Here is a 23,522-nt window from a genome sequence, read left to right as displayed (position 1 = left end):
CAGCCGTAGCGAATGCGGCGCTTGTCGTCCGCTTGCTTGATACAGCGCAACAGCGACATGCGCCTGTTTGCCTAGAGTGAAACTTCCCCAACCCACTTCGGGGTCGCCGTCTGGCAGCGAGCCTTCCGCGCGTACCGCCCCCGGGACTCCGAAGGAACTCGCATGCTCAGCGCCTACATCACCCATCCCGACTGCGCGCACCACGACATGGGCGCGGGCCACCCGGAATGCCCCGAGCGGTCTTCCTCCATTCATGACCGGCTGCTGATCGCGGGCCTGCTCGACTACATGGCTCCGTACGATGCGCCCCTTGCCACGCGCACCCAGCTGGCGCGCGCACACACGATGTCGTACGTGCGCGAACTCATTGCCGCCGCTCCCACCGAAGGCCACCGGTTCGTCGACCCCGACACCCTCATGAACCCGCACACCGTGCAGGCCGCGCTGCGCGCCGCCGGTGCCGCGGTGCTGGCAACCGACCTGGTGCTGGCGGGCAAGGCGTCCACGGCTTTCTGCAACGTGCGCCCGCCCGGGCACCATGCGGTGCGCGAAGCGGCCATGGGGTTTTGCTTCTTCAACAATGTGGCAGTGGGCATCCGGCATGCGCTGGACGTGCACGGCCTGCAGCGCGTGGCCCTGATCGACTTCGACGTGCACCACGGCAACGGCAGCGCCGACATCTTCCGCTGCGACGATCGCGTGCTCATGTGCTCCATCTTCGAGAAGGGCATCTACCCCTTCTCGGGCGAAGACGACAACGGCTCGCACATGGTGAATATTGGCTTGCCCGCGCGTTCGGGCAGCGATGCGTTCCGCGCGGCTGTCACCGGGTGCTGGCTGCCGGCGCTCGAAGCCTTCGCGCCGCAGCTCGTCTACATCTCGGCGGGCTTCGACGGGCATCGGGAGGACGACATGGGCAACCTCGGCTTGGTGGAGCGCGACTACGCCTGGGTCACACGGCAGATCATGGATGTGGCGCAGCGCCATTGCCACGGGCGCGTCATCTCTTGCCTGGAAGGCGGCTATGCGCTCAGCGCCCTCGCCCGCAGCGCCGCAGCGCATGTCAAGGTGCTGATAGGCGCTGACTGACCACGGCGCCGGACCGTGGCCAGCGTGCAGGCTCGTTCAGTGCCCGCTCGCGCCATGCGCGCCGATGCCGGTCTCGGAACGCACCTGCTGGGCGAGGAAGCCGCCGCGGTCCACCTGGGAGCGCGCGCTGCGGTCCAGCACCGAGAACAGCCAGATGCCCGCGAACGCGATGCTCATCGAGAACAGGCACGGCGAGGTGTACGGGAACGGCGCCGACCCCGCCGGGTAGCCGAAGGTGGCCTCCCAGACCGAAGGCGACACCACCGTCAGCGCCACCGAAGAGACCAGCCCGAGGAAGCCGCCGATCACCGCGCCGCGCGTGGTGCAGCCCTTCCAGAGCACCGACATGAAGAGCACCGGGAAGTTGGCCGAGGCCGCGATGGCGAAGGCCAGCGACACCATGAAGGCAATGTTCTGCTTCTCGAACACGATGCCCAGCAGCACCGCCAGCGCACCGAGCGCCAGCGTGGTGATCTTGGACACGCGCAGCTCGGCCGCGCTGCCGGCGTCGCCCTTCTTGATGACGGTGGCATACAGGTCGTGCGACACCGCCGACGCGCCCGACAGCGTGAGGCCCGCCACCACCGCGAGGATGGTCGCGAAGGCCACCGCCGAGATGAAGCCCAGGAACACGTTGCCGCCCACCGCATTGGCCAGGTGGATCGCCGCCATGTTGCCGCCGCCCTTGAGCACGCCCTTGGCGTCGAGGAAGTCGGGGTTGGTCAGCACGAAGGTGATGGCGCCGAAGCCGATGATGAAGGTCAGCAGGTAGAAGTAGCCGATCCAGCCCGTGGCCCACATGACCGACTTGCGCGCCTCCTTGGCACTGGGCACCGTGAAGAAGCGCATCAGGATGTGCGGCAGGCCTGCCGTGCCGAACATGAGCGCCATGCCGAAGGAGATGGCCGAGATCGGGTCCTTCACGAAGTTGCCCGGGCCCATGATCGACTGTCCGATGCTCGCTGCCACCTGGGCGGTCTTGCCGTCCTTGAGCGCCAGGTCGGTCTTGACCTTCACCGCACCGGCGAACATCGCCTCGGGGCTGAAGCCGAAGTGCCACAGCACCGACACCGCCATGAAGCTCGCGCCGCCCAACAGCAGGCCGGCCTTGATGATCTGCACCCAGGTGGTGGCCGTCATGCCACCGAAGAGCACGTAGACCATCATGAGCGAGCCCACGATGACCACCGCGATCCAGTACTCCAGGCCGAACAGCAGCTTGATGAGCTGCCCTGCCCCCACCATCTGCGCGATCAGGTAGAACGCCACCACCACCAGCGTGCCCGAGGCCGCGAAGATGCGCACCGGGGTCTGCTTGAAGCGGAAGGCCGCCACGTCGGCGAAGGTGAACTTGCCGAGGTTGCGCAGCCGCTCGGCCATCAGGAAGGTGATGACCGGCCAGCCCACCAGGAAGCCGATGGAATAGATCAACCCGTCATAGCCGGTGGCCATCACTGCGGCCGAAATGCCGAGGAACGACGCCGCCGACATGTAGTCGCCGGCAATGGCAAGCCCGTTCTGGAAGCCCGTGATGCCGCCGCCGGCTGTGTAGAAGTCGGATGCCGATCGGGTGCGCGCCGCGGCCCACTTGGTGATGAAGAGCGTTCCCACCACGAACAGCGCGAACATGCCGATGGCGGTCCAGTTGGTGGGCTGCCGCTGGAGCTGGCCCAGGTCGGCGCCAGCCGCAAGAGCGCCCGCCGAGACTGCGCCCAAGGCAAGAAGGACGGCGGCGGATCGCATGCGCAGGAGATGTGCGTTCATGGCTTGGCCACCTTCTGCACGGCCTTGACCACGGCGTCGGACAGGATGTCGAACTCCGCGTTCGCACGGCGCACGTAGTAGCCGGTGATGGCCACGGTGAAGACGATCACGCCGAAGCCGATCGGCATGCCAAGGGTCATGACGCCTTCGCCCATGCGTCGCGCCAGGAACTCCTTGTCGAAGGCCACCAGCAGCACGAAGCCGTAGTAGGCGGCGAGCATCAGCACCGCCAGCGTCCAGCCGAAGCGGTCGCGCCGGCGCTTGAGTTGCTTGTACTGCGGATTCGCGGCAATGCGCGCGACCAGATCGTCTTCCATGGAGTCTCCTTGTGTGCGATGGCCCCATTAGGAGTGCACGCGCCGCATCGAAGCTTGCGCTGGCGCAAGGTTTTCTCCTTCACCGTCGGCAAGATCGCGCCACCATCCCACGAAAGACACGAGACATGAACGCTCCCGATCTCCCGTCCCGTCTTCCGGTCTATGCGCCCCCGGAAGCACTCTCCCGCACCGCGCATATCGCCGGTCGCGCCGCATACGACACCCTTGTGGCCGAGGCCGATGCCGACCACGAGGGCTACTGGGCTCGCCTTGCGCGCGAATTCATCGGCTGGAAAACGCCGTTCACCAAGACGCTCGACAGCAGCGATGCGCCCTACTACCGCTGGTTCGAGGACGGCACCCTCAACGTCTCGTGGAACTGCCTCGACCGCCAGGTGGAGGCCGGCAAGGGCAACAAGGTGGCGATCATCTTCGAGTCGGACGACGGCAAGGTCACCCACACAACCTATTCGCAACTGCTCGCGCAGACCTGCCGCATGGCCAACGCGCTGAAAGCACGCGGCGTGAAGAAAGGCGACCGTGTCGTCATCTACATGCCGATGTCGGTCGAAGGCGTGGTCGCGATGCAGGCCTGCGCGCGGCTGGGCGCGGTGCACTCGGTGGTGTTCGGCGGCTTCTCGGCGCACGCGCTGCGCGACCGCATCGCGGACACCGGCGCCGCCGTGGTCATCACAGCCGACCAGCAGGTGCGCGCGGGCAAGCAACTGCCGCTCAAGGCAATGGTCGACGAGGCGCTCGCACTGGGCGGCTGCGAGGCGGTGGAGTCGGTCATCGTCTACCGCCGCACCGGTGGGCCCATTGCATGGACGCCGCGCGATCTGTGGATGCACGAGATCACTGAAGCGCAGGGCGACCACTGCGAACCCGAATGGGTGGGCGCCGAGCATCCGCTGTTCCTGCTCTACACATCGGGCTCCACCGGCAAGCCGAAGGGCGTGCAGCACTGCAGCGGCGGCTACCTGCTGCATGCGGCACTCACCACGAAGTGGACCTTCGACATGCACGACGACGACGTGTTCTGGTGCACTGCCGACATCGGCTGGGTCACTGGTCACACCTACATCGCGTACGGCCCCCTGGCCATCGGCGCGACGGAGGTGGTGTTCGAGGGCGTGCCCACCTTCCCCGACGCGGGGCGCTTCTGGCAGATGATCGAGCGGCACGGCGTCACGGTCTTCTACACGGCACCCACGGCCATCCGCTCGCTCATCAAGGCTGCCGAAGGCAACTCCGCCGTTCACCCCGACCGCTACGACCTGCGCAGCCTGCGCGTGCTGGGCTCGGTCGGCGAGCCGATCAACCCGGCCGCGTGGGAGTGGTATCGCAAGCACGTGGGCGGCGGCCGCTGCCCGGTGCTCGACACCTGGTGGCAGACCGAGACCGGCGGCCACATGATCACGCCGCTGCCGGGTGCCACCGACCTCGTGCCGGGCTCCTGCACCCTGCCCTTTCCGGGCATCGCCGCGGCCATCGTCGACGAGATGGGCAACGACGTGCCCAACGGCGAGAGCGGCCTGCTGGTCATCAAGAAGCCCTGGCCGAGCATGATCCGCGCGGTGTGGGGCGACGACGCGCGCTACCGTTCGAGCTACTACCCGCCGGAGCTGCGCGGCTACTACCTGGCGGGCGACGGCGCCGCTCGCGATGCGCTCACGGGCTACTTCACCATCGGCGGGCGCATCGACGACGTGCTGAACGTCAGCGGCCACCGCATGGGCACCATGGAAATCGAATCGGCGCTCGTGGCCTGCACGGCGCTGGTGGCCGAGGCCGCGGTGGTCGGCCGGCCAGACGACACCACCGGCGAGGCGATCTGCGCGTTCGTGGTGCTCAAGCAGCCCCGCCCCGAGGGCAAGGAAGCCGACCGCCTGGCGGCCGAGCTGCGCGCCTGGATCGGCAAGGAGATCGGCCCCATCGCCAAGCCCAAGGAGATCCGCTTCGCCGACAACCTGCCCAAGACGCGCAGCGGAAAGATCATGCGCCGCCTGCTGCGCTCGGTGGCCAAGGGCGAGGCGATCACGCAGGATGTGTCGACGCTGGAGAACCCGGCGATCCTCGATCAGCTGACCGAGGCGCACTGAACCCGCCCTGCCCGGCTAGCTCCGGGCCGGGGAGCGGTGCACCGGGAGCGCATTCAACGGAATGCGCAGGTACGCAACGCCGTTGTCGTCGGCCGGAGGAAGTCGTCCCGCCCGCACGTTCACCTGGATCGACGGGAGGATGAGCGTCGGCACGTCCAGCGTCGCGTCGCGGGCCGTGCGCATCGCGACGAACTCGTCGGCGCCGATGCCGTCGCGCACATGGATGTTGTGTGCGCGCTGTTCCGCCACGGTGCTCTGCCAGCGGGCCTGCCGCGATGCCGGCGGGTAGTCGTGGCAGACGTACACGGCGGTGTCGGGCGGCAGATCCAGCAGCCTGCGCATCGACCCGTAGAGCTGGCGCGCATCGCCGCCGGGAAAGTCGGCGCGTGCGCTGCCGAGGTCGGGCATGAAGAGCGTGTCGCCGACGAAGACGGCGCCGTCCACCAGGTAGGCCATGTCTGCGGGGGTGTGGCCCGGCACCAGCAAGGCGGTGGCTTCGACGTCGCCGATCCTGAAGACTTCGCCATCCTTGAACAGGTGATCGAACTGGCTTCCGTCCGGCAGGAAGCCGCGTTCGAGATTGAAGAGCTTCTTGAAGGTCGACTGGACGACGCGGATGTTCTCGCCGATGGCGATCTTTCCGCCGACCTGCTCCTGGACGTGGCGGGCGCCGGACAGATGATCGGCGTGCGCATGGGTCTCCAGGATCCAGTCGACGCTCAGGCGGTGGTCGCGGACATAGGCAAGCAGCTTGTCTGCCGACGCGGTGCCGGTGTGCCCTGACTTGAAGTCGTAGTCCAGCACGGGGTCGATGACCGCGGCATGCCTGGTGGCGTGCTCCCACACGACGTAGGAAATCGTCCATGTCGCGGGATCGAAAAAGCCTTGGGTCGTCGTGCGTGCTGCCATGAGTGCTCCATCCATGGATGTTCCGTTGCCCGTCATAACAATATATACTTGAATATAATATGTCAATCGAAAGCGAAGTCCGGAACCCATGAAGCACTCATCCCTGGCCATTGACCCTGAACTCCTGCGCGGAGCCGCCGGCAAGGCGGTCGTGGCGCTGAAGCTCCTGGCCAACGAAGACCGCCTCCTCCTCCTGTGCCAACTGTCGCAGGGCGAGATGTGCGTGAGCGATCTGGAGCAGAAGCTGGGCATTCACCAGCCCACGTTGTCGCAGCAACTGGGCGTGCTGCGTAACGAGGGCGTGGTCAACACCCGTCGCGACGGCAAGAACATCTTCTACAGCGTGGCCGACCCGGCGATGCTGGAAATCCTCGCGGTTCTCTACCGCCTCTACTGCCCGAAAGAGGAATGATGGCCATCGACTGGAACCACTTCACCCCGTTCGCAGCGCTGGCCGGCGGCGTGCTCATCGGCATCGCCACGGCGTTGTTCGTGTTGCTCAACGGGCGCATCGCAGGCATCAGCGGCGTACTCGGCGGGCTCCTCGGGCCGATCAGGGGCGACATAGCCTGGCGCGCCGCCTTCACGCTAGGGCTTGTCGGCGCACCGCTGGTCTATCTGCTCTTCGCGGCGCTGCCCAGGCCGCAGATCGACGCGAACTACGGCACGCTGATCCTGGCGGGGTTGCTCGTCGGCCTGGGCACCCGCTACGGGTCTGGCTGCACCAGCGGCCACGGGGTCTGCGGCCTTTCCCGCCTGTCGCCGCGCTCGCTCGTGGCCACTGTCGCATTCATGGGCGCCGGCTTTGTCACGGTGTTCGTGACACGTCATCTGCTCGGTGCCTGAGGAGATTTCATGCTCGTTCTCGCTTCGCTGCTCGCCGGCCTGGTCTTCGGGCTCGGCCTCATCGTCTCCGGCATGGCCAATCCGGCCAAGGTGCTCGGCTTCCTCGACCTCTCCGGCGCCTGGGACCCGTCCCTGGCCTTCGTCATGGCCGGTGCCATCGCCGTCGGCATGGTCGCATTCATGCTGGCAAGGCGTCGCACGGTATCCATCCTCGGGGCCGAGATGCGCCTGCCCTCGGCGCGCCACATCGACCGTCGCCTGATCGCGGGCAGCCTGCTCTTCGGCATCGGCTGGGGCATCGCAGGCTTCTGCCCCGGCCCGGGCCTGGTCGCCCTCGGAATGGGCGAAGTCAAGGCCCTTGTCTTCGTGGCTGCGATGCTGGCAGGCATGGGCATTTTCGAATTCTTCGAGCGGCTCGGTCGCTGACAGAGTCCGGGGCGGTCAAAGACCGCCTCGTGCGCCGCACAAGCAGCCCGGGCAAGGGGCGGAACTTGATCCAGCGCAACGTCTGCCGTGAATGCACGTCCTAGTCTTGGGCATCGCCCTTACTCCGGGAAGCGTCATGAAGACCCAATTGATCGTCATCGCCAATGCCGCATCGGCACGCATCTTTCGCCGAGACACCGCCAAGTCGCCGCTCGTGCCAGTCGAAACCCTCGCACACGATGCAAGCCGGCTGCACGCCAGGGAACTCGAGCCGGACCGTCCCGGCAGCCAGGCCGCCGACAACAGCCGGGGCCTCAACCATTTCGAGCCGCGCAGCGACGCACGGCGCAAGGAGCACCAGCGCTTCGCGAAGGAAATCGCCCAGCGGCTGGAGGCGGGCCTGAAGGTCGGCGAGTACGCCTCCCTCACGCTTTTCGCCTCGAACCCTTTCATGGGCGAACTGAAGGCGCAGCTGAGCGAAGCGGTCACCCAGCGGCTCAAGGCCACGCTGAACAACGACCTGTGCCACGTGGGCATCGCGGAACTCGAAAGCCGCATCTCGGGCTCGTGGTCCGCAGTGCTCTGACGCCATGGACTCCTTCAGCCTGAACTGAACTTCAGCAACAGTATGGAGCCATCCTTGGATGCAGTCCCACCCGAGCCGTCACCGTTGACGCGTGGCGCCCCACACTGGCTCGCGAAGATCGAAAGCGCCCCTGCGCAAGAGACGAATCGGGTACCGGCGAATTCATGGCCGGGCTTCCTGACCGGCCAGCCCGGGAAGCCGGTGCGGGTGCTGGTGATCGACGAAGACGCCGATGCGCGGCGTGCAATCGCCCGCGAACTGGCGATGGATGCGCGCGTGCGTATCGTCGGCGAAGCGGGCAGCCTGCAGGAAGGCAAGCGCCTTCTGACACAGCATGAATTCGACGTGCTCATCATCGATGTCCGGCTCGGCGGCGGCAAGGGATTCGAACTTATCGAGAGCGCCCGACGCCATTGCAGTTCGGTCGAAGTCATCGTGCACTCGGCTCTGGAAGACGAGGTTCATGTGCGCCGGGCGTTCACCGCGGGTGCATGGGGTTATCTCGTCAAGAACTCCTGGTTCCAGGATTTCGCGCAAGCGGTGCTGCAGGTCGTCAATGGCGGCGCGGCGGTGTCGCCGAGCGTGATCCGGCACCTGCTGATGCGACTTGGAAATGCTCCCCTTGCACTGCGGGAAGCCGAAGGTGGCCCCCGCGGAGTTCTCTCGGCGCGGGAACGCGAGGTGCTCCGGCTCGTTGCCGAAGGCCACGTCACAGGGGACATCGCCCGCCATCTTTCGATCAGCGGGCGGACGGTTTGCGCCCACATGAAAAATATCTGCCTCAAGCTGCAGGTGCGCACGCGCGCGCATGCGGTGATCGCGGCCGCCAACCAGGGGCTGCTGTAGCCGCGCGCGTCAGTGCTCCACGAGCACATCGGCCCATCGGCCGCTTCTTCCGCGCAAGCAGGTGGCGGCGCCGGGTTGCATCAGCCTGGCGATCCGCACCGCCAGGCGGGTGCGGACCTCGCACCGCTCGGTGTGGTCGAGGTGCACGGAGATGGTCGAGAGCGTCACGCTTTCCTCCGCGTCGCGGCTGCCTTGCGACCAGCATGCTGCCGGCGTGCGGACGGTGCCGCGGCCAACGCTCCGTGCAGGGTGCGCAAGGCGTCGTTCACCACGGCCCGCCGGGATGGTGTGGCCTCGATGGCTACCGGTGGCGTGTGGGAAGCACCGTCTGTGTCCGAGCGCCGGAACGCATGCATCGGCGCCATGGCCAACGCCCGCCAGTCCTCGGCCCGCGTGACGGCATCCGTCTCGGCGCGGGTCAGTGCGATGCCGTCCTGCAGGATGCGCGATCCGATCGTCTCGAACATTTCGAGCGAGTGCAGCCAGATGCCGTACTGCGCCTTGCACAGCGCCAGCGGAAAAGTGAAGTCGGAGTTCATGTGTGTCCTCTTGCCCCGATGGGGCGTTCACACGAATGCTGACGCCGCACCGCCCTGCCAGGCTTGCGCGGGATCAAAGGCCGCACAAGATCGCACATCCTTTATCGCTGGACGCTACGGCCGACGGCACGGCTGCAAAGAGAGCCGCAAACAAGGCTTGCGTGCTACGCTCCCCTTCGATTCAGGATGTTTGCAACATTCGTGCTCTATTTCCTTGCCCTTGTATGAAACCTGCCTCCCACATCGCGGTGCTCGACGACGAGGTTGACATCACGCTGCTGCTGGCCAACTACCTGCAGGGCCACGGTTTCCGTGTCACCCAGGTCCACAACGGCCGGGCCCTCATGGCGCTGATGGACACCGATCCCGCAGACCTCGTACTGCTCGATCTCGGCCTGCCCGGCGAAGACGGCTTCACCATTGCGCGCCACGTGCGCGAGAGCTGGCGCTGCGGCCTCGTCATCGTCACCGGCCGGGGCGATGCTGTGGACAAGGTCGTGGGCCTTGAGGTTGGGGCCGACGACTACGTGACCAAGCCCTTCGACCTGCGCGAGCTGGTGGCGCGCGTGAAGGCGGTGCTGCGCCGGCTCACGCCCGAGACACCCGCGTCCCCGGCGCCCGTTGCAGCCTCTCCCGACAAGCTGAGCTTCGCCGGCTGGCAGCTCGACACCGCCGCGCGCAGCCTCAGGAACCCGCAAGGCGAGCAAGTGCCGCTGACCGGCGGCGAGTTCGACCTGCTGCAAGCCTTTGCCCGCCATCCCGGCCGCGTGCTGTCGCGCGACTTCCTGCTCGAGCAGACACGCGGACGCGAAGCCGCCCCCTTCGACCGCACGATCGACGTACAGGTCGGCCGGCTGCGCAAGAAGATCGAGGCGGATGCGGACGACCCGCAGCTCATCAAGTCGGTGCGAGGCGCAGGCTACATCCTGGTGCCGCCGGTTTCCCATGGCTGACGCTGCACGCAACCCGCCTTTCCTGCTCGACGTGCCCATCCAGGGCTTGCCGTCGGGCATCGAGGAAAGCAGCGTGTTCCGCTCGCTCTTCATCGCCTACCCCGATTCGCTGCTGCTGGTGGACCAGTCCGGCAGCATCATGCTCGCCAACCCCTCGGCAGCCGCGCTGCTGGGCTATGCGGTGGAAGAACTGGTGGGCCTGAACGTCGACGTGCTGGTGCCCGACAGCATCCGCCCGCGCCACGCCTCCTACCGTGAAGCCTATGGCCGCTCCCCCCGCCCGCGCCCCATGGGCACGCAGATGGAGCTGGTGGCCAAGCGAAAGGACGGCAGCGAGGTCATGGTCGAGATCGCGCTCAGCCCGCTGCAGAACCATGGCCTGCCTTTCGTCGTGGCCGCCATCCGCGACATCGGCGCCTACCCGCGCGTGAAGCAGGCACTGCAACGCGCCCGCTACAGCGAGCACCTGGCCCAGTTGGGGCGCCTGGCAGTCGACACGCGCGATCTGCAGGTGGTGCTCGAGCATGTGCCGGAAATCATCACAACGGCCTTGCAAGTCGAGGTCGCGATGGTGTGGCTGCTCGACAGCAACGGCCTCGAGTTTCGCGTAGTCAGCGGCATCGGCCTGATCGCCGGTGAAGAGATCGGTTCGCGCATTGCCAACCGCCCCGACACCCCGCCGGGTTTCGTGCTCTCCCAAGGCCGGCCGGTCGTGGTGCCGGACTATGGCAAGGAACATCGCTTCGCCGTGCCCCAGGCCTACCTCGACGCCGGACTGGTCAGCGCACTCGCGGTGCCGCTGTCCGACCGGGGGCGGGTAATCGGCATGCTGTCGGTGCGCTCGAAGGAGTCCAAGCGCTTCGGCGACGAAGAAGTGCGCTTTCTCGAGTCGCTTTCCAGCCTGCTTGCCACCAGCCTGCAGCGCGTGCAGACCGAGGAGGCGCTCAACCATGCGCAGCGGCTCGAAAGCGTCGGCCAGCTCACGGGCGGCATCGCGCACGATTTCAACAACCTGCTGACCGTCATCCAGGGCAACCTCCAGGTTCTGGAAGAACTGCCCGCACTTGCTCAGGACAGTTACGCCCAGCAGTTGCTGGGCGCCGCCACACGCGCCACGCGACGGGGCGCCGAACTCACCGGCAAGCTGCTGGCGTTTTCCCGCCGGCAGATGCTGCAGCCGATCGCCGTCGACACACATGCGCTGCTGCACTCCCTGGCCGACATGCTGCGGCGCACGCTGGACCAGCGCATTCGCATCGAAATCGACACCGCGCCTGGTTGTCCGCCTGTGGTGGCAGACGCGGGGCAGCTGGAATCGGCACTGCTCAACATTGCGATCAATGCGCGTGACGCCATGCCCGAAGGCGGCACGCTGCGGTTTCGCACCGAGCTGTGCGGTGCGTTGCCGGAGGCCCTGCGCAGCGAACGCAACGACCCGAACAGCAACGCAGCCGCGCGGTTCGTCGCAATCTCCATCGCTGACAGCGGCACGGGCATGTCCGAGGAGGTGAAGGAGCGCGCCTTCGAGCCCTTCTTCACCACCAAGGACGCCGGCCGCGGCACCGGGCTTGGCCTGAGCACGGTGCACGGCTTCGTCAACCAGTCCCGGGGCGCGGTCGCGATCGACAGCAAGGCGGGCCGGGGCACTACCGTGACGCTCTACCTGCCGCAACAGGAAGAAGCCGGACCGCCAGTCACCGAGGACGAACGTGCCGACGAAACGATTCCGCCCGGACTGCGTGTGATGCTGGTCGAGGACGACGCGGAGGTGCGCAAGGTGGTGCACACCTTCCTTGCCACGCTGGGCTGCGATGTCGTCACGGCCGCCACGGCCGAGCAGGCGTTGTCGGCGCTGGACGCAGGCGCCGGGCCTTTCGACCTGCTGCTGAGCGACATCGCCCTGGGCGCCGGCATGCGAGGCACGCGGCTGGCCATCGAGGTGCAGCAGCGCTTTCCCCGGCTGGCGGTGTTGCTGATGTCGGGCTTCTCGTCCGAGTTGCTGGATGCCGACCGAGAAGTGCCGCAGAGCTGGGAGCTGCTGCGCAAACCCTACTCGCGCTCCGAACTTGCGCGGGCCATGGCAAAGGTGCTGGCCGGCCACGCCTGAACGCGCGGCTGCGACCCTTACTGGAGCATTGCGGGTGCAGGTGCCAGGCAGCGCTGCACGAAGGCCGACAGCGCGCCGACGTCGGGAATCTGCACATCGCGGCGCCCCTTGGTGGCAAACCCGATGACGTTGTCGCGCGCCAGCCGCGACAGCGCGCGGCTCACGCTCTCGAGCGTCATGCCCAGGTAGTTGCCGATCTCGGCGCGCGTCATGCGCAGCGTGATCTCGTCGGTGCGCATGCCGCGCTCGGCCAGCGTCTCCGCCCAGTAGCGCAGGAAGTCGGCCACGCGGGCGTCGGCCGGCAGTGTGCAGACGGACATCAACGAGTCCCGATCGTGCGAGATCTCCCGGCTCATGGCGGTGTGCAGAACTTGCAGCAAGCCGGGATGCGTGACGCAGGCGGCCAGCAGGGCCTCGTACGACACAACCCAGATCTCGCCGGTATCCATGGCTACCGCATCGCATGAATAGCGGCTGCCCGCGATGCCGTCGAAGCCGAGCCAGTCACCGCGGAACTTGAGACCCACCACCTGCTCGCGCCCATCGGCCGAGAGATTCACGATCTTGAAGAAGCCCGAGTTCAGGATGTAGAGATTGCCGAAGCGCTCGCCCGCCTGGTAGATCGTGTCACCCGTGTGCACCACACGGCGCTGCGGCTTGAGTTGCTCGGCAAGCAGCTTCAGCGTATCGCCGGTGCTCCGGTCCGCGCACTCCCGGCCGATGGTCGGCAGGACCGGTGTGGTCTTCGAGGAAGTGGCGGTATTGAGCATCTGGACTCCTTGGTGAACTGTCGCGTGTCGATGGATGGATGCTAGGAAGCCCTCGGCAACGCAATGACAACGGTCGGAATCGATGGGTAACGCTCGGTGAATGAAGTGTGTCCGGCGTGTATCAACGGCATTCGGCGTGCTGCAAGTCGCACGAGGCCCGCTCCGTGCTTTGACCTGCATCAAGTCCGGGACCGTTGGCGTCCCTAACCTTGGCGAGTCACACATTGACCATTGCCATGCCCCTTTCCAACAACGCCCGCAGTCCCGAGGCCGAGCCGCAGCTCTCTCCACTGAACGTGGCGAGCCTGCTGTGCCACGCGCGCATCCTCCAGCGCGCCTCGCTGGACGGGACCACCCGCCAGCTGCTGCGCGGCAAGAACCTGGGGCTGCTGTGCGAAACGCAGCCCGACGAGGCTCAAGCGCTGTTCCGTCGCGCCGCGGAGGCATTGGGCGCCCACGTAGCCGTCATGCGCTCGAGCCTGTCGTCCGCGAGTACGCCGCAGGAAGTGCAGCACACCGCCCGCATGCTCGGCCGCCTCTACGAGGCCGTGGAGTGCCAGGGCCTGGAGCCCGTGCTCGTTCAACAGATCGGCCAGCATGCCGGGATTCCGGTCTTCGATGGCGCTGCCATGCGAGGCCATCCGGCCGAGCAACTGGCCGGGCTTCTCGGAGACAAGACCCCGCTGGCCGACAACCGGTGCTTCGTGCTCCAGGCCCTGCTGCTGGACGCCATCGCCTGAGCTGCCGGGCCCGAGGCAACTGCCCTTCCATTCATTCATTCATTCATTCACCGCAAGGAATCCTCATGAAGACCGATACCCAATTGCGCAACGACATCCAGGCCGAGCTGACCTGGGCGCCCGAGGTCAAGACCTCCGACGTCGGCGTGATCGTCAAGGACGGCGTGGTCACCCTCACAGGCCACCTCGCCAGCCACGCCGAGAAGTACGCCGTCGAGCGCGCCGTGCAACGCGTGCATGGCGTCAAGGCGCTGGCCGTCGAATTGACGGTGAAGCTGCCCTTCGACAACCAGCGCACCGATGCCGACATAGCCATGGCGGTCGAATGTGCACTGGACTGGAACGCGCTCGTTCCCGACGACAAGATCCAGCCCCTGGTGGAAAACGGCTGGATCACGCTGGCTGGCGAAGTCGAGTGGGGATATCAGCGCAGCGCCGCCGAAAGCGCAGTGCGCGACCTGATGGGGGTGACCGGCGTGTCGAACCTCGTGAAAGTCAAGGCGAAGGTGAGCCCTGCCGACGTCGAGAAGAAGATTCACGACGCGCTTTCGCGCCAGGCCGACCGCGAAGCCCGCAAGCTTGCCATCACGGTCAACGGCTCGCAGGTCACGCTGCGCGGCACGGTCCATTCCTGGACCGACCGCGATGCGGTGCAGGGTGCCGCATGGGCCACGCCAGGCGTCACTGTGGTGGTGAATGACCTGCTGGTGGACGCCTGAGGCGGCAACGCCCGGGCTGTCTTTTGAGCGAGTCCTGCCGTGAATGCCGCACTGCCGCCACTCGTACTGGAGCAACGCAATATCCCCGGGCCCGGCTCCGGGGGAACAGGCTATCGCGCGGGCGCGCAATTCGCGTAGCCGCGGGCAGTCAAGCGCATTGCAGCCTCCCCTGCGCACTGACGCCCCAGTGGCCTCAGTGCGACATCAGCACGGGCAGAGTCATCCACTGGAGCATGGACAGCGTGGCGCCGCCCATCACCCATTCGCGCGCCCGGCTGTGGCCGTAGCAGCCCATCACCAGCAGGTCCGAACCCAGGTCGGCAGCGAAGGACAGCAGCTTGTTGCCGATATCGTCGTCCTTGTTGCCGCCAGGATGCAGCGTGATGTTCTGGACGTCCTGCATCCGCAGGTAGTTCTGCAGTCTCTGCAACGACGCCTCCGCGTCCTCGCCGTAGGCCACGACATGCACCCGGGCCGCCTTTCGCAGCCATGGCAGCGCGGCGGTCACGGCGCGCGCGGACTCGGGGGTTTCCTTCCACGCCACCAGCACGTTGCGGCCGACGGAATCGACCGGCCCCGCATACGGCAGCACCAGCGCCGGCCGACCGCTCTGCACCAGCACGCTGGGCAGGAAATCGCCGGGGAGCTCGCCGTCCATCGGGTCGTTCCGGTCGCGTTGGCCGAGGACCATCAAGTCGGTGTAGAGCGCACGCCGCGCGAATCCCCACGGACCGTCGCTCTCCGGCTCGGCCCAGTGCAGGCGCTGGGAGCCTGCGCTGTGCTCCATGAAGGTGGCGTGCATCGCGCCGCGCGCGTCCTTGTCGATCTCCTGCATGATCGCGACCGCCTCCGCGGCAGCCTCGATGGCGAACGGGTAGCGCATGAGCGCGGACAGGGTGCACGGCTGGCCGGTTACCTCGGCATCGAAAGTCTCTGCGAGCTGGCGCGCCAGCTTGATGCGCTCCACCGTACGGGCCGAGCCGTCGAGGTGAAGCAGGATGGATTTGGGGGTCTGCATAAGGGGCTCCTTGGACTGACGGGCTTTGGACGGGGCGACCTTAGGCCTGCTCGAATCGCACAGCCTTGCGCTGAATCAATCGCCCGCGAACTTCCACGCGACAGCGCCGATGCTTGATCGAGCGCAAGGCCGGGCCGGGCGCGCAGGCCTAGCCTCGGACCTCGTCTTCGCATCACGGCACCACTCCATGAACTCTTTCCAACAGGCCTGCATCGTCGGCAGCGGCATCGGCGCGCTTTCCGCCGCCGTGCTGCTGATCCGCGATGCCGGCATGCCCGGATCGCACATCCGCATCCTCGAGGAGGGTCCGACACCCGGTGGCGCTCTCGATGGCAGCGGCAATGCCATCCAGGGATACGTGACGCGCGGCGGGCGCATGTTCACTGACGAAACCTATACCTGCCTGTGGAACGTGCTGCAGAGCATTCCCTCGCCCGGCGCGCCGAACTGCACGGTGCGCGACGAGATTCAGGCCTTCAACGCACTGTGGCGTTCCGATGCGCACGCCCGGCTGATCGACCGCCATCGCCGCATCCTGAACGCCGGCGACCTGGGTTTCAACTTCCAGGACCGCGTGGAGCTGATGCGCCTGCTGGCCACGCCCGAGCGGGTGCTGGGCAGGCAGCGCATCGAGGAATGCTTTTCCACCCACTTTCTCGACACTCATTTCTGGGCCATGTGGCGCACGACCTTCGCATTCCAGAACTGGCACAGCGCCGTCGAGCTGAAGCGCTACATGCTGCGCTTCCTGCAGGAGCTGCCGCGCATCCACACGCTGGGCGGCGTGCGGCGCACCGAGTTCAACCAGTACGACACCATCGTGCGCCCCATGGTGAGGTGGCTGCTGGATCGCGGGGTCCGGTTCGACTACGGCATGCGCGTGGTCGACGCGGACTTTGCCGCCGGTGCAGACGGCCTGCGGCTCGAGACGCTGCATTGCGTCAGGGAAGGCCGGCCCCTGGCATACCGCCTCGGCATGGAGGAATGTGCCTTCATCACCATCGGCTCCATGACTGCCGACTCGCGCAACGGCAACGACCACCAGGCGCCGGAACTGGTGCGTGACCAGAGCGACGGGGCCTGGACTCTGTGGCGCAACATGGCTCGCAAGGTACCGGGCCTCGGCAGGCCGGAAACCTTCTGCGGCAACGTGGACGAGAGCAAGTGGGAGTCGTTCACGCTCACGATGCGCAGCCCCTTGCTGATACAGCGCATCCAGGCACTCTCAGGCAATCCGCCCGGCACCGGCGGGCTCATGACCTTCAAGGATTCGAGCTGGCTGATGTCGATCGTGGTGCCACACGCGCCGCACTTCGAGGGCCAGCCCGAGGGGGTCTACACGCTGTGGGGCTACGGGCTGCTTATCGACACCCAGGGCAACCACGTCGACAAGACGATGGCACAGGCTGGTGGCCAGGAAATTCTCACGGAACTGATGCATCACCTGGGCTTCGAGGACATCCTCGAGGAAGTGCGGCGCACCACGACCGTGGTGCCGGTGATGATGCCCTACATCACCAGCGAGTTCGCATGCCGCAGCGCATCGGACCGCCCGCCCGTCATACCGGCCGGCGCGAAGAACTTCGCCTTGCTGGGCCAGTACGTGGAGATTCCGGAGGATGTGGTCTTCACGGTCGAGTACTCGGTGCGCGGCGCGATGCACGGGGTGTACGGACTCACGGGCCTGGGCCTCGAGGTGCCGCCCATCTACCACGGCATCGCCGATCCGAAGGTGGCGCTCGCGAGCCTGCGCACGTTGATGGGTTGACGCGCGAAGCTTGATCCATCTCAACACCCACCGCTGGTCGGGCGCGCAAGATTCCTCCTGCCCACGTGGACTGCGACGACTGCCTGCGTCAGGACGCGGCCACGGTATTCGAGATCACGCCCCAGGGATGGAAGACCCTTGCCGCCGATGCGCCCGAAAAGGAAGCACTATGGCTCAACGGCACCAGGCGTCGATCTGGCGGATGAGGTCCGACCACAGGGCCTGTACCGCCACGGCCGCCAGCAGCAGGCCGGCCACCCGCGCACCCCAGGTCTGGCGTGCCCCGCCGCCGCCCCACCGCAAGCGCTGCCAGAGCCACGGCCCGATCAGTAGCGAAAGACTGCTCCCGAGCGCAAACAACGCCATCAGTCCGGCGCCCTGCAATGGGCCGTTGCCCAGGCTGGTCAGCATCAGGGCTGAATAGAGCAGCCCGCAAGGCAGCGCGACCCAAAGCAGCCCGGCTGCAAGCACGCCCAGCCACGTGCCGCCGACATGGGGGCGAAGACGCGACTCGAGCGAGCGGCCGACGCGCTGCGCCCACAGCGGCTGCCGCCCCGTGGCGGCCAGCATTGCACCCCAGGCGAACACGAAGACGTGCAGCAGCACCCACAGCGGCCGCAGCGCGGCAACCTGCGTGCTGGCCTGCGCCAGGCTGTCGACGCTGGCCGCTGCAATGGCGCCTGCCGTCGCGTAGCTCGCGATTCGGCCGAGATGGAAGGCGGCCGGCGCCGCTCGCGCCGACGCGGCGCCCTGCCCCGCCGGCACGAGCGGCACGATCCGTATCACCGCCGATGAAGCGGCGCCGCACATCGCCACGCAATGCGGCCCACCGGCCAGGCCCATGAGAAACGCGGCACTGGCGAGCGCGAGTTGCATGGTCAGACCACGCGGGAAAAGCGCGTGCGGGTCGCGCGGCAGTACCGGTCGAACACCATGGCGACCGCGCGCACCAGGAACCAGCCCTGCTCGGTGACCACCAGATCGTGGTCGCTCAGCCGCACCAGGCCGTGAGCGACCATCGGCCCGAGCGCCGCGAACTCGGTGGCGAAGTAGCGCTGGAAGTCGACTGCAAACGCGTCCCCCATGACGTTGAAGTCGACCCGACCGCGGCACATCAGCGCCATGATCACGTCCCGCCGCAACAGATCGTCGCGCGACAGCGCAAGGCCGCGAACCACGGGCAGGCGCCCCTGGTCGAGGAGGTCGTAGTACTCGTCGAGGCTCTTTGCGTTCTGGCTGTAAGTGGCGCCCACGCGGCCGATGCCGGAGACGCCGAGTGCGATCAGGTCGCCCTCGGGCCTGGTGCCATAGCCCTGGAAGTCGCGCTGCAAGCGCCCTTGCCTCCTGGCAACCGCGAGAGGATCGTCGGGCAGCGCGAAGTGGTCCATGCCGATGTAGACGTAGCCCGCTTCGGTCAGCCGCGTGATCGCGCTTGCGAGCATGCGCACCCGCGTGGCGGCATCAGGCAATTCTTCGGCCGCAATGCGCCGCTGCGGCTTGAAGCGCTCGGGCAGATGCGCATAGGCGTAGAGCGCAATGCGGTCGGGTCGCAGCTCGTTGATCTGCGCGAGCGTGCGCTCGAAGGAGGCGTCGTTCTGCCGCGGCAAGCCGTAGATCAGGTCGACGTTGATCGATTCGAAACCCAGCGTGCGCGCCGCATTCATCAGCGAGAAGACCTGCGACGCCGGCTGGATGCGATGCACCGCCTGCTGCACCTCGGGGTCGAAGTCCTGCACGCCGAAGCTCAGGCGATTGAAGCCCAGCGCGGCCAGGTTCGCCAGCCGCTGCGCATCGACCGTGCGCGGATCGATCTCGATGGAGCGCTCGCCTCCGGGCACGAAGGCGAAAGACCGGTGCAGCAGCGCCATGAGCTCGCCCAACTCCGAGTCGTCGAGGAAGGTCGGCGAGCCACCCCCTAGGTGCAGCTGGCCTGCGGTGGCGCTGCGGCCCAGTTGCGCGACTTGCAGCTCCACCTCGCGCGCGAGGTAGGCCAGGTACTGCCGGCCCCGCTCGCGGTGGCGAGTGACGACCTTGTTGCAGGCGCAGTAGTAGCACAGCGACTCGCAGAACGGAATATGGACGTACAGCGACAGCGGCGGCGCCTCAGCGCCCGCCGCGCGCCGACGGCTCAGCGCCCTGGCGTAGTCGTCGGCGCCGAAGGCCTCGACGAAACGGTCGGCTGTGGGATAGGAGGTGTAGCGCGGCCCGGGAACGTCGAACTCCCTCAGCAGATCGATGGGTAGCGGTGCCTGCACGGGCACAGGAGCAACGGCGGCAGGAATCATTGCGAGGGTGTCCGCAGAGGTGCTCCAGAAGGTTCCGAAGCCGATGGCCTGGCGAGCAATGCCGTGCATGCGCTCGACGACGCCGCCATCAGCCAGAAGACGAAGAAGGCGGCGGTGTAGATACCTTGGCGCGACATCCGCAACGCGTCGGCGCCGCAGAACGCGTTGACGGGGTCGACGAGTGCGAACACCAGCACCTCCATGCCGCAGGCCACCAGGAAGGACGGCCACAGGATGCCCGCGAGCTGGCGCACTCCGTTCATGGCGCGGCCTTCCGGGCCGGCGGCGGCATGTCGCTCGCGGGCGTGGTCGCGTGGTTGCGACCGGTCAGCGCGGGCAGCAGCTTCTTCGCGGCCAGGGTCTTGTTGATCTCGACGCCTTCGCGGTAGTAGTCCTCGGACACCAGCGCATCGGGGCTGCGCCAGGCCAGCCAGAAGGTCACGAAGCTCGCGACCACCACGACCGCCGGACCGCCGATCACCATCCAGAGCAGCGGATAGCGCCACCAGGCCTGGGCCGCCGGTTCGTTCGTTGTCGCCATTGTTGTTGCGTTCATCTCGACCTTTCAGCGCGGCACAAGGAAGGCCGCTTTTTCCGAAACCTGGGCACCGCCGCCCTCCTCGCGGATGCCGAAGTGCACCGTGTGCGATCCGGCGGGCACGGCCCCATAAGGCACCTGCAGCCGTACCGCGACCCAGCGCGACTGGGCGGCGTCGACCGTCACCGGCTCGTCGGGCGAGACGCTGAGGCCTTCCAGTCCGTCGGCGACGATGCGGTACTGCTGCGGTTTTTCGGTGGCGTTCATGATCTGGAGCCGATAGACGTTCTCCAGCCGCCCGCCCTCGGCAATGCGGGCTAGCGAGGCGCGGTCGCGCACCACGTCGACCTTGAACGGCGTGCGCACGATCAGGCTGGCCAGCAGTCCGGTCACCAGCAGCGCCAGGATCGTCGTGTAGAGCAGCACGCGCGGCCGCAGCACGCGCCGCAGCAGTTCGCGGCGCGACCAGCCGGCTTCCATGCCGTTCTGCGTGTCGTAGCGGATCAGCCGCGGCGGGTAGGCCATCTTCTGCATGACGGTGTCGCAGGCATCCACGCAAAGGCCGCAGCCGATGCACTCGTACTGAAGGCCCTGGCGGATGTCGATGCCGGTCGGGCACACCTGCACGCACAGGCCGCAGTCGATGCAGTCGCCTAGCGCCAGCGTGCGCGGGTCGGGGCCCTTGCGGCGCGGCGCGCGAGGTTCGCCGCGCTGCGGGTCGTAGGTGACGATGAGCGTGTCGCGGTCGAACATGGCGCTCTGGAAGCGCGCGTAGGGGCACATGTACTTGCAGACCTGCTCGCGCATGAAGCCGGCATTGCCGTAGGTGGCAAAGCCGTAGAAGAAAACCCAGAACACCTCCCACGAGCCCATCTGCGTCTGCAGGAAGGCCATGCCCAGTTCGCGGACGGGCGTGAAGTAGCCCACGAAGGTGAAGCCGGTCCACAGCGCGATGCCGATCCAGACGATGTGCTTGAACCATTTCTTCACCAGCTTCTCGAGCGACATCGGCTCGGCGTCCAGCCGCATGCGCGCGGTGCGGTTGCCTTCGATCTTGTGCTCCACCCACATGAAGATCTCGGTGTAGACCGTCTGCGGGCAGGCGTAGCCGCACCACAGCCGCCCCGCCACCGCGGTGAAGAGAAAGAGCGACAGCGCACTGATGACCAGCAGGCCCGAGAGATAGATCAGGTCCTGCGGATACAGCACCAGCCCGAAGATGTAGAAGCGGCGCGCGGCCAGGTCGAACAGCACCATCTGCCGCTCGCCCCACTCCACCCACGGCAGGCCGTAGAACACCAGCTGCGTAAGAAAGACCATGGCCCAGCGCCAGCGCGCGAACATGCCGCGCACCGTGCGGGGATAGATCTTCTTCGTGGCTTCGTAAAGGCCGACCTCCTCGCTGCCCGCGCTGACGATGGGAATGATCTTCCGGGTCATGGCGTTGCGCCGATCTCGGGTTTCACGGCGTGGCCGCGGCCGTGTTGGTATTGTTGGAAAACCCCCAGACATACGACGCGAGCATCCGGATCTGCGCCTCGGTAAGACGGCCTTCCTGCGCGGGCATCTCGTTGTGCTTGCCCCCGTTGATCATCTGGACGATGGCGGCCTCGCCGTAGCCGTGGAGCCAGATCTTGTCGCTCAGGTTGGGCGCACCGATGGCCTGGTTGCCCACGCCGCCGATGCCGTGGCAGGCCGCGCAGACCGTGAACTTCGACTTTCCGAGTCCGGCACGCAACGAGTCGTGCGGCTCGCCCGCCAGGCTCAGCACGTAGTTGGCAACGTTCTTCACGTCATCCGGTGTGCCGACGGCCGCAGCCATCGGCGGCATCACGCCGACTCGGCCCTTGGTGATGCTCTCGACGATCTTCTCGGGCGTGCCGCCGTGCAGCCAGTCCTTGTCGGTCAGGTTGGGAAAGCCCTTGCTGCCGCGCGCGTCGGAACCATGGCACTGGGCGCAGTTGTTCATGAAGAGACGCTCCCCGATGGCCCTGGCCTGCGGGTCCCTTGCAACCTCCTCGACCGGCATGGCGGCGTATTTCGCGTAGACGGGTGCCAGCTCTTGCGTGGCCTTGGCGACGTCCGCCTCGTATTCGCCGCGCGAGCTCCAGTCGGACTGGCCGCGAAAACTCCCCAGGCCCGGAAAGATCGCCAGGTAGCCCAGCCCGAAGACGATGGTCAGCACGAACAGGCCGATCCACCACATGGGCAACGGGTTGTTGGCTTCGCGCAGGTCCTCGTCCCAGACGTGGCCCGTGGTGTTGTCGGCGTTCGGCGCAACCCGCTTGCGGGCTGTGAACCACAGCAGCAGCACGCAGCCGAGGATGCTCAGCAGCGAGGCCGCGGCCACGTAGTTCGACCAGAAATGGCTGATGAAATCGCTCATCGTGGTTCTCCCTTCAGTCCTGCTCGAACGGCAAGCGGGCCGCTTCCTGGAAGTCGCGCGCGTTGCGACGCGAATACGCCCAGATCACGATGCCGATGAATAGCGCGAAGCACACGACGGTGGCTGCAACGCGCAAGGTGGTGACGTCGATCATGGTTTCGGTCCTTTGCCGCTGTGCTTACTTGAGAGCCAGGCCCAGCGATTGCAGGTAGGCCACCGTGGCCTCCATCTCGGTCTTGCCCGTGACCTCTTCCGTGGCCTTGGCGATTTCCTCGTCGGTGTAGGGCACGCCGACACGGCGCAGCGCGCGCATGTGGGTTGGCAAGGCTTCGGCGTCGACGAGGGCCTTTTCCAGCCATGAATAGGCCGGCATGTTCGATTCGGGAACCAGGTCGCGCGGATTGTTCAGGTGGATGCGGTGCCACTCGTCGCTGTACTTGCCGCCCACGCGATGCAGGTCGGGGCCGGTGCGCTTGCTGCCCCACTGGAACGGGTGGTCGTAGACGAACTCGCCAGCCACCGAGTAATGGCCGTAGCGCAGCGTCTCCGAGCGGAAGGGCCGGATCATCTGCGAGTGGCAGTTGTAGCAACCCTCGCGCAGGTAGACGTCACGGCCGGCGAGCTGCAGCGGCGTGAGCGGCTTGACGCCCTGCACCGCCTCGGTGGTCGACTTCTGGAAGAAGAGCGGCACGATCTCGACAAGGCCGCCGACGGCCACGACCACGAGGATCAGCACGATCATCAGCAGGTTGTTGGTCTCGATCTTCTCGTGGGTAAAGCCGCTGGACTTGGGGGTGTTCGGGTTCATCGTGCG

General features: G+C 66.8%; 27 protein-coding genes. 12 read left to right on the top strand and 15 right to left on the bottom strand.

The annotated features are described in order from the left end of the window. Positions 1 to 162 precede the first annotated feature (162 nt). A complete protein-coding gene (locus ACTG4X_RS18185; RefSeq protein ID WP_093074260.1) occupies positions 163 to 1,089 on the top strand; it encodes a histone deacetylase family protein in 927 nt (308 codons plus the stop codon). A gap of 36 nt (positions 1,090 to 1,125) precedes the next feature. On the opposite strand, the gene ACTG4X_RS18180 is transcribed toward ACTG4X_RS18185, so the two are convergent. After that, positions 1,126 to 2,853, bottom strand: coding sequence for a cation acetate symporter (locus tag ACTG4X_RS18180; RefSeq protein ID WP_371127432.1), 1,728 nt, complete (start codon positions 2,851 to 2,853; stop codon positions 1,126 to 1,128). Beyond that, positions 2,850 to 3,170, bottom strand: coding sequence for a DUF485 domain-containing protein (locus ACTG4X_RS18175; RefSeq protein ID WP_426388629.1), 321 nt, complete (start codon positions 3,168 to 3,170; stop codon positions 2,850 to 2,852). The genes ACTG4X_RS18180 and ACTG4X_RS18175 overlap by 4 nt, the downstream gene beginning before the upstream one ends. A 125-nt stretch (positions 3,171 to 3,295) precedes the next feature. Between ACTG4X_RS18175 and acs the strand changes: the two genes are divergently transcribed. Further along, positions 3,296 to 5,272: an acetate--CoA ligase gene (acs, locus tag ACTG4X_RS18170; RefSeq protein ID WP_440531553.1), complete on the top strand. Its 1,977-nt coding sequence runs from the start codon at positions 3,296 to 3,298 to the stop codon at positions 5,270 to 5,272. A 15-nt stretch (positions 5,273 to 5,287) separates the two neighbouring features. On the opposite strand, the gene ACTG4X_RS18165 is transcribed toward acs, so the two are convergent. After that, positions 5,288 to 6,181: an MBL fold metallo-hydrolase gene (locus ACTG4X_RS18165; protein WP_440531552.1), complete on the bottom strand. Its 894-nt coding sequence runs from the start codon at positions 6,179 to 6,181 to the stop codon at positions 5,288 to 5,290. An 88-nt stretch (positions 6,182 to 6,269) separates the two neighbouring features. On the opposite strand from ACTG4X_RS18165, the gene ACTG4X_RS18160 reads away from it, so the two are divergent. The 5 genes from ACTG4X_RS18160 to ACTG4X_RS18140 all read left to right on the top strand — a co-directional run bounded on the left by ACTG4X_RS18160 (position 6,270) and on the right by ACTG4X_RS18140 (position 8,885). Beyond that, on the top strand, positions 6,270 to 6,593 hold the full coding sequence (locus ACTG4X_RS18160; protein WP_093060072.1) for an ArsR/SmtB family transcription factor: 324 nt from the start codon (positions 6,270 to 6,272) through the stop codon (positions 6,591 to 6,593). Beyond that, the gene (locus tag ACTG4X_RS18155) at positions 6,593 to 7,027 is read left to right on the top strand and encodes a YeeE/YedE family protein (protein WP_440534403.1); all 435 of its coding nucleotides are present in this window, start codon (positions 6,593 to 6,595) and stop codon (positions 7,025 to 7,027) included. Before ACTG4X_RS18160 ends, ACTG4X_RS18155 begins: the two co-directional genes overlap by 1 nt. Before the next feature lie 9 nt (positions 7,028 to 7,036). Further along, positions 7,037 to 7,453, top strand: a complete 417-nt coding sequence (locus tag ACTG4X_RS18150; RefSeq protein ID WP_097199254.1) for a DUF6691 family protein — start codon at positions 7,037 to 7,039, stop codon at positions 7,451 to 7,453. A gap of 136 nt (positions 7,454 to 7,589) precedes the next feature. Continuing rightward, positions 7,590 to 8,039 carry a host attachment protein gene (locus ACTG4X_RS18145; RefSeq protein WP_093074270.1) on the top strand — a complete coding sequence of 150 codons (450 nt, stop codon included), beginning with the start codon at positions 7,590 to 7,592 and terminating at the stop codon, positions 8,037 to 8,039. A gap of 54 nt (positions 8,040 to 8,093) precedes the next feature. Then, a complete protein-coding gene (locus ACTG4X_RS18140; protein WP_440531551.1) occupies positions 8,094 to 8,885 on the top strand; it encodes a response regulator in 792 nt (263 codons plus the stop codon). Between the two features lie 9 nt (positions 8,886 to 8,894). Here ACTG4X_RS18140 and ACTG4X_RS18135 read toward each other — a convergent pair whose 3' ends face one another. Next, positions 8,895 to 9,053, bottom strand: a complete 159-nt coding sequence (locus tag ACTG4X_RS18135; RefSeq protein WP_440531550.1) for a hypothetical protein — start codon at positions 9,051 to 9,053, stop codon at positions 8,895 to 8,897. Further along, positions 9,050 to 9,424: a hypothetical protein gene (locus ACTG4X_RS18130; protein ID WP_440531549.1), complete on the bottom strand. Its 375-nt coding sequence runs from the start codon at positions 9,422 to 9,424 to the stop codon at positions 9,050 to 9,052. Before ACTG4X_RS18130 ends, ACTG4X_RS18135 begins: the two co-directional genes overlap by 4 nt. A gap of 224 nt (positions 9,425 to 9,648) precedes the next feature. On the opposite strand from ACTG4X_RS18130, the gene ACTG4X_RS18125 reads away from it, so the two are divergent. Together ACTG4X_RS18125 and ACTG4X_RS18120 are read left to right on the top strand one after the other, a co-directional pair. After that, the gene (locus ACTG4X_RS18125; protein ID WP_093074276.1) at positions 9,649 to 10,377 is read left to right on the top strand and encodes a winged helix-turn-helix domain-containing protein; all 729 of its coding nucleotides are present in this window, start codon (positions 9,649 to 9,651) and stop codon (positions 10,375 to 10,377) included. Further along, complete coding sequence (locus ACTG4X_RS18120; RefSeq protein WP_440531548.1) at positions 10,370 to 12,484, top strand: PAS domain S-box protein; 2,115 nt, start codon at positions 10,370 to 10,372, stop codon at positions 12,482 to 12,484. Before ACTG4X_RS18125 ends, ACTG4X_RS18120 begins: the two co-directional genes overlap by 8 nt. 17 nt (positions 12,485 to 12,501) lie before the next feature. Here the strand turns inward: ACTG4X_RS18120 and ACTG4X_RS18115 are convergent, their stop codons facing one another. After that, positions 12,502 to 13,254, bottom strand: a complete 753-nt coding sequence (locus ACTG4X_RS18115) for a Crp/Fnr family transcriptional regulator (protein WP_093074280.1) — start codon at positions 13,252 to 13,254, stop codon at positions 12,502 to 12,504. A 236-nt stretch (positions 13,255 to 13,490) separates the two neighbouring features. Between ACTG4X_RS18115 and ACTG4X_RS18110 the strand changes: the two genes are divergently transcribed. Continuing rightward, positions 13,491 to 13,994 (top strand): ornithine carbamoyltransferase, encoded by a 504-nt coding sequence (locus ACTG4X_RS18110; protein ID WP_093060163.1) that lies wholly within the window; start codon positions 13,491 to 13,493, stop codon positions 13,992 to 13,994. A gap of 65 nt (positions 13,995 to 14,059) precedes the next feature. Next, positions 14,060 to 14,713 carry a BON domain-containing protein gene (locus tag ACTG4X_RS18105; RefSeq protein ID WP_093074282.1) on the top strand — a complete coding sequence of 218 codons (654 nt, stop codon included), beginning with the start codon at positions 14,060 to 14,062 and terminating at the stop codon, positions 14,711 to 14,713. 193 nt (positions 14,714 to 14,906) lie between these two features. On the opposite strand, the gene ACTG4X_RS18100 is transcribed toward ACTG4X_RS18105, so the two are convergent. Continuing rightward, on the bottom strand, positions 14,907 to 15,731 hold the full coding sequence (locus ACTG4X_RS18100; RefSeq protein WP_440531547.1) for a universal stress protein: 825 nt from the start codon (positions 15,729 to 15,731) through the stop codon (positions 14,907 to 14,909). Between the two features lie 187 nt (positions 15,732 to 15,918). Between ACTG4X_RS18100 and ACTG4X_RS18095 the strand changes: the two genes are divergently transcribed. Beyond that, positions 15,919 to 17,499, top strand: a complete 1,581-nt coding sequence (locus ACTG4X_RS18095) for an oleate hydratase (RefSeq protein ID WP_440531546.1) — start codon at positions 15,919 to 15,921, stop codon at positions 17,497 to 17,499. Positions 17,500 to 17,673: 174 nt separating this feature from the next. Here the strand turns inward: ACTG4X_RS18095 and ACTG4X_RS18090 are convergent, their stop codons facing one another. The 8 genes from ACTG4X_RS18090 to ccoO are packed head-to-tail and all read right to left on the bottom strand — an operon-like array spanning position 17,674 to position 23,516. Beyond that, positions 17,674 to 18,375, bottom strand: coding sequence for a sulfite exporter TauE/SafE family protein (locus tag ACTG4X_RS18090; RefSeq protein WP_440531545.1), 702 nt, complete (start codon positions 18,373 to 18,375; stop codon positions 17,674 to 17,676). Positions 18,376 to 18,377: 2 nt separating this feature from the next. After that, positions 18,378 to 19,784 carry an oxygen-independent coproporphyrinogen III oxidase gene (hemN, locus tag ACTG4X_RS18085; protein ID WP_440531544.1) on the bottom strand — a complete coding sequence of 469 codons (1,407 nt, stop codon included), beginning with the start codon at positions 19,782 to 19,784 and terminating at the stop codon, positions 18,378 to 18,380. Beyond that, positions 19,781 to 20,047, bottom strand: a complete 267-nt coding sequence (locus ACTG4X_RS18080) for a hypothetical protein (RefSeq protein ID WP_093058420.1) — start codon at positions 20,045 to 20,047, stop codon at positions 19,781 to 19,783. The genes hemN and ACTG4X_RS18080 overlap by 4 nt, the downstream gene beginning before the upstream one ends. After that, positions 20,044 to 20,340: a FixH family protein gene (locus ACTG4X_RS18075; RefSeq protein WP_256216641.1), complete on the bottom strand. Its 297-nt coding sequence runs from the start codon at positions 20,338 to 20,340 to the stop codon at positions 20,044 to 20,046. The genes ACTG4X_RS18080 and ACTG4X_RS18075 overlap by 4 nt, the downstream gene beginning before the upstream one ends. 9 nt (positions 20,341 to 20,349) lie before the next feature. Then, positions 20,350 to 21,762: a cytochrome c oxidase accessory protein CcoG gene (ccoG, locus tag ACTG4X_RS18070; protein WP_440531543.1), complete on the bottom strand. Its 1,413-nt coding sequence runs from the start codon at positions 21,760 to 21,762 to the stop codon at positions 20,350 to 20,352. A 22-nt stretch (positions 21,763 to 21,784) separates the two neighbouring features. After that, entirely contained in the window at positions 21,785 to 22,708 is a 924-nt protein-coding gene (gene ccoP, locus ACTG4X_RS18065; RefSeq protein ID WP_440531542.1) for a cytochrome-c oxidase, cbb3-type subunit III, read from the bottom strand. 13 nt (positions 22,709 to 22,721) lie between these two features. Next, positions 22,722 to 22,862: a cbb3-type cytochrome oxidase subunit 3 gene (locus ACTG4X_RS18060; protein WP_093074305.1), complete on the bottom strand. Its 141-nt coding sequence runs from the start codon at positions 22,860 to 22,862 to the stop codon at positions 22,722 to 22,724. A 24-nt stretch (positions 22,863 to 22,886) separates the two neighbouring features. Then, on the bottom strand, positions 22,887 to 23,516 hold the full coding sequence (gene ccoO, locus ACTG4X_RS18055) for a cytochrome-c oxidase, cbb3-type subunit II (RefSeq protein ID WP_093074307.1): 630 nt from the start codon (positions 23,514 to 23,516) through the stop codon (positions 22,887 to 22,889). Positions 23,517 to 23,522 lie beyond the last annotated feature (6 nt).

Source organism: Variovorax sp. YR566 (genome assembly GCF_051992195.1).
Taxonomy (GTDB): domain Bacteria; phylum Pseudomonadota; class Gammaproteobacteria; order Burkholderiales; family Burkholderiaceae_C; genus Variovorax.
The sequence above is the reverse complement of the archived record's forward strand: the minus strand, read 5'-3'. Positions and strand labels throughout refer to the sequence as shown.

Bases quoted from the DNA above. Each gene is read 5' to 3' on its own strand.
- ACTG4X_RS18185 (WP_093074260.1), top strand. From the start codon at position 163: ATGCTCAGCGCCTACATCACCCATCCCGACTGCGCGCACCACGACATG.
- ACTG4X_RS18180 (WP_371127432.1), bottom strand. From the start codon at position 2,853: ATGAACGCACATCTCCTGCGCATGCGATCCGCCGCCGTCCTTCTTGCC.
- ACTG4X_RS18175 (WP_426388629.1), bottom strand. From the start codon at position 3,170: ATGGAAGACGATCTGGTCGCGCGCATTGCCGCGAATCCGCAGTACAAG.
- acs (WP_440531553.1), top strand. From the start codon at position 3,296: ATGAACGCTCCCGATCTCCCGTCCCGTCTTCCGGTCTATGCGCCCCCG.
- ACTG4X_RS18165 (WP_440531552.1), bottom strand. From the start codon at position 6,181: ATGGCAGCACGCACGACGACCCAAGGCTTTTTCGATCCCGCGACATGG.
- ACTG4X_RS18160 (WP_093060072.1), top strand. From the start codon at position 6,270: ATGAAGCACTCATCCCTGGCCATTGACCCTGAACTCCTGCGCGGAGCC.
- ACTG4X_RS18155 (WP_440534403.1), top strand. From the start codon at position 6,593: ATGGCCATCGACTGGAACCACTTCACCCCGTTCGCAGCGCTGGCCGGC.
- ACTG4X_RS18150 (WP_097199254.1), top strand. From the start codon at position 7,037: ATGCTCGTTCTCGCTTCGCTGCTCGCCGGCCTGGTCTTCGGGCTCGGC.
- ACTG4X_RS18145 (WP_093074270.1), top strand. From the start codon at position 7,590: ATGAAGACCCAATTGATCGTCATCGCCAATGCCGCATCGGCACGCATC.
- ACTG4X_RS18130 (WP_440531549.1), bottom strand. From the start codon at position 9,424: ATGAACTCCGACTTCACTTTTCCGCTGGCGCTGTGCAAGGCGCAGTAC.
- ACTG4X_RS18125 (WP_093074276.1), top strand. From the start codon at position 9,649: ATGAAACCTGCCTCCCACATCGCGGTGCTCGACGACGAGGTTGACATC.
- ACTG4X_RS18120 (WP_440531548.1), top strand. From the start codon at position 10,370: ATGGCTGACGCTGCACGCAACCCGCCTTTCCTGCTCGACGTGCCCATC.
- ACTG4X_RS18115 (WP_093074280.1), bottom strand. From the start codon at position 13,254: ATGCTCAATACCGCCACTTCCTCGAAGACCACACCGGTCCTGCCGACC.
- ACTG4X_RS18110 (WP_093060163.1), top strand. From the start codon at position 13,491: ATGCCCCTTTCCAACAACGCCCGCAGTCCCGAGGCCGAGCCGCAGCTC.
- ACTG4X_RS18105 (WP_093074282.1), top strand. From the start codon at position 14,060: ATGAAGACCGATACCCAATTGCGCAACGACATCCAGGCCGAGCTGACC.
- ACTG4X_RS18100 (WP_440531547.1), bottom strand. From the start codon at position 15,731: ATGCAGACCCCCAAATCCATCCTGCTTCACCTCGACGGCTCGGCCCGT.
- ACTG4X_RS18095 (WP_440531546.1), top strand. From the start codon at position 15,919: ATGAACTCTTTCCAACAGGCCTGCATCGTCGGCAGCGGCATCGGCGCG.
- ACTG4X_RS18090 (WP_440531545.1), bottom strand. From the start codon at position 18,375: ATGCAACTCGCGCTCGCCAGTGCCGCGTTTCTCATGGGCCTGGCCGGT.
- hemN (WP_440531544.1), bottom strand. From the start codon at position 19,784: ATGATTCCTGCCGCCGTTGCTCCTGTGCCCGTGCAGGCACCGCTACCC.
- ACTG4X_RS18080 (WP_093058420.1), bottom strand. From the start codon at position 20,047: ATGAACGGAGTGCGCCAGCTCGCGGGCATCCTGTGGCCGTCCTTCCTG.
- ACTG4X_RS18075 (WP_256216641.1), bottom strand. From the start codon at position 20,340: ATGAACGCAACAACAATGGCGACAACGAACGAACCGGCGGCCCAGGCC.
- ccoG (WP_440531543.1), bottom strand. From the start codon at position 21,762: ATGACCCGGAAGATCATTCCCATCGTCAGCGCGGGCAGCGAGGAGGTC.
- ccoP (WP_440531542.1), bottom strand. From the start codon at position 22,708: ATGAGCGATTTCATCAGCCATTTCTGGTCGAACTACGTGGCCGCGGCC.
- ACTG4X_RS18060 (WP_093074305.1), bottom strand. From the start codon at position 22,862: ATGATCGACGTCACCACCTTGCGCGTTGCAGCCACCGTCGTGTGCTTC.
- ccoO (WP_093074307.1), bottom strand. From the start codon at position 23,516: ATGAACCCGAACACCCCCAAGTCCAGCGGCTTTACCCACGAGAAGATC.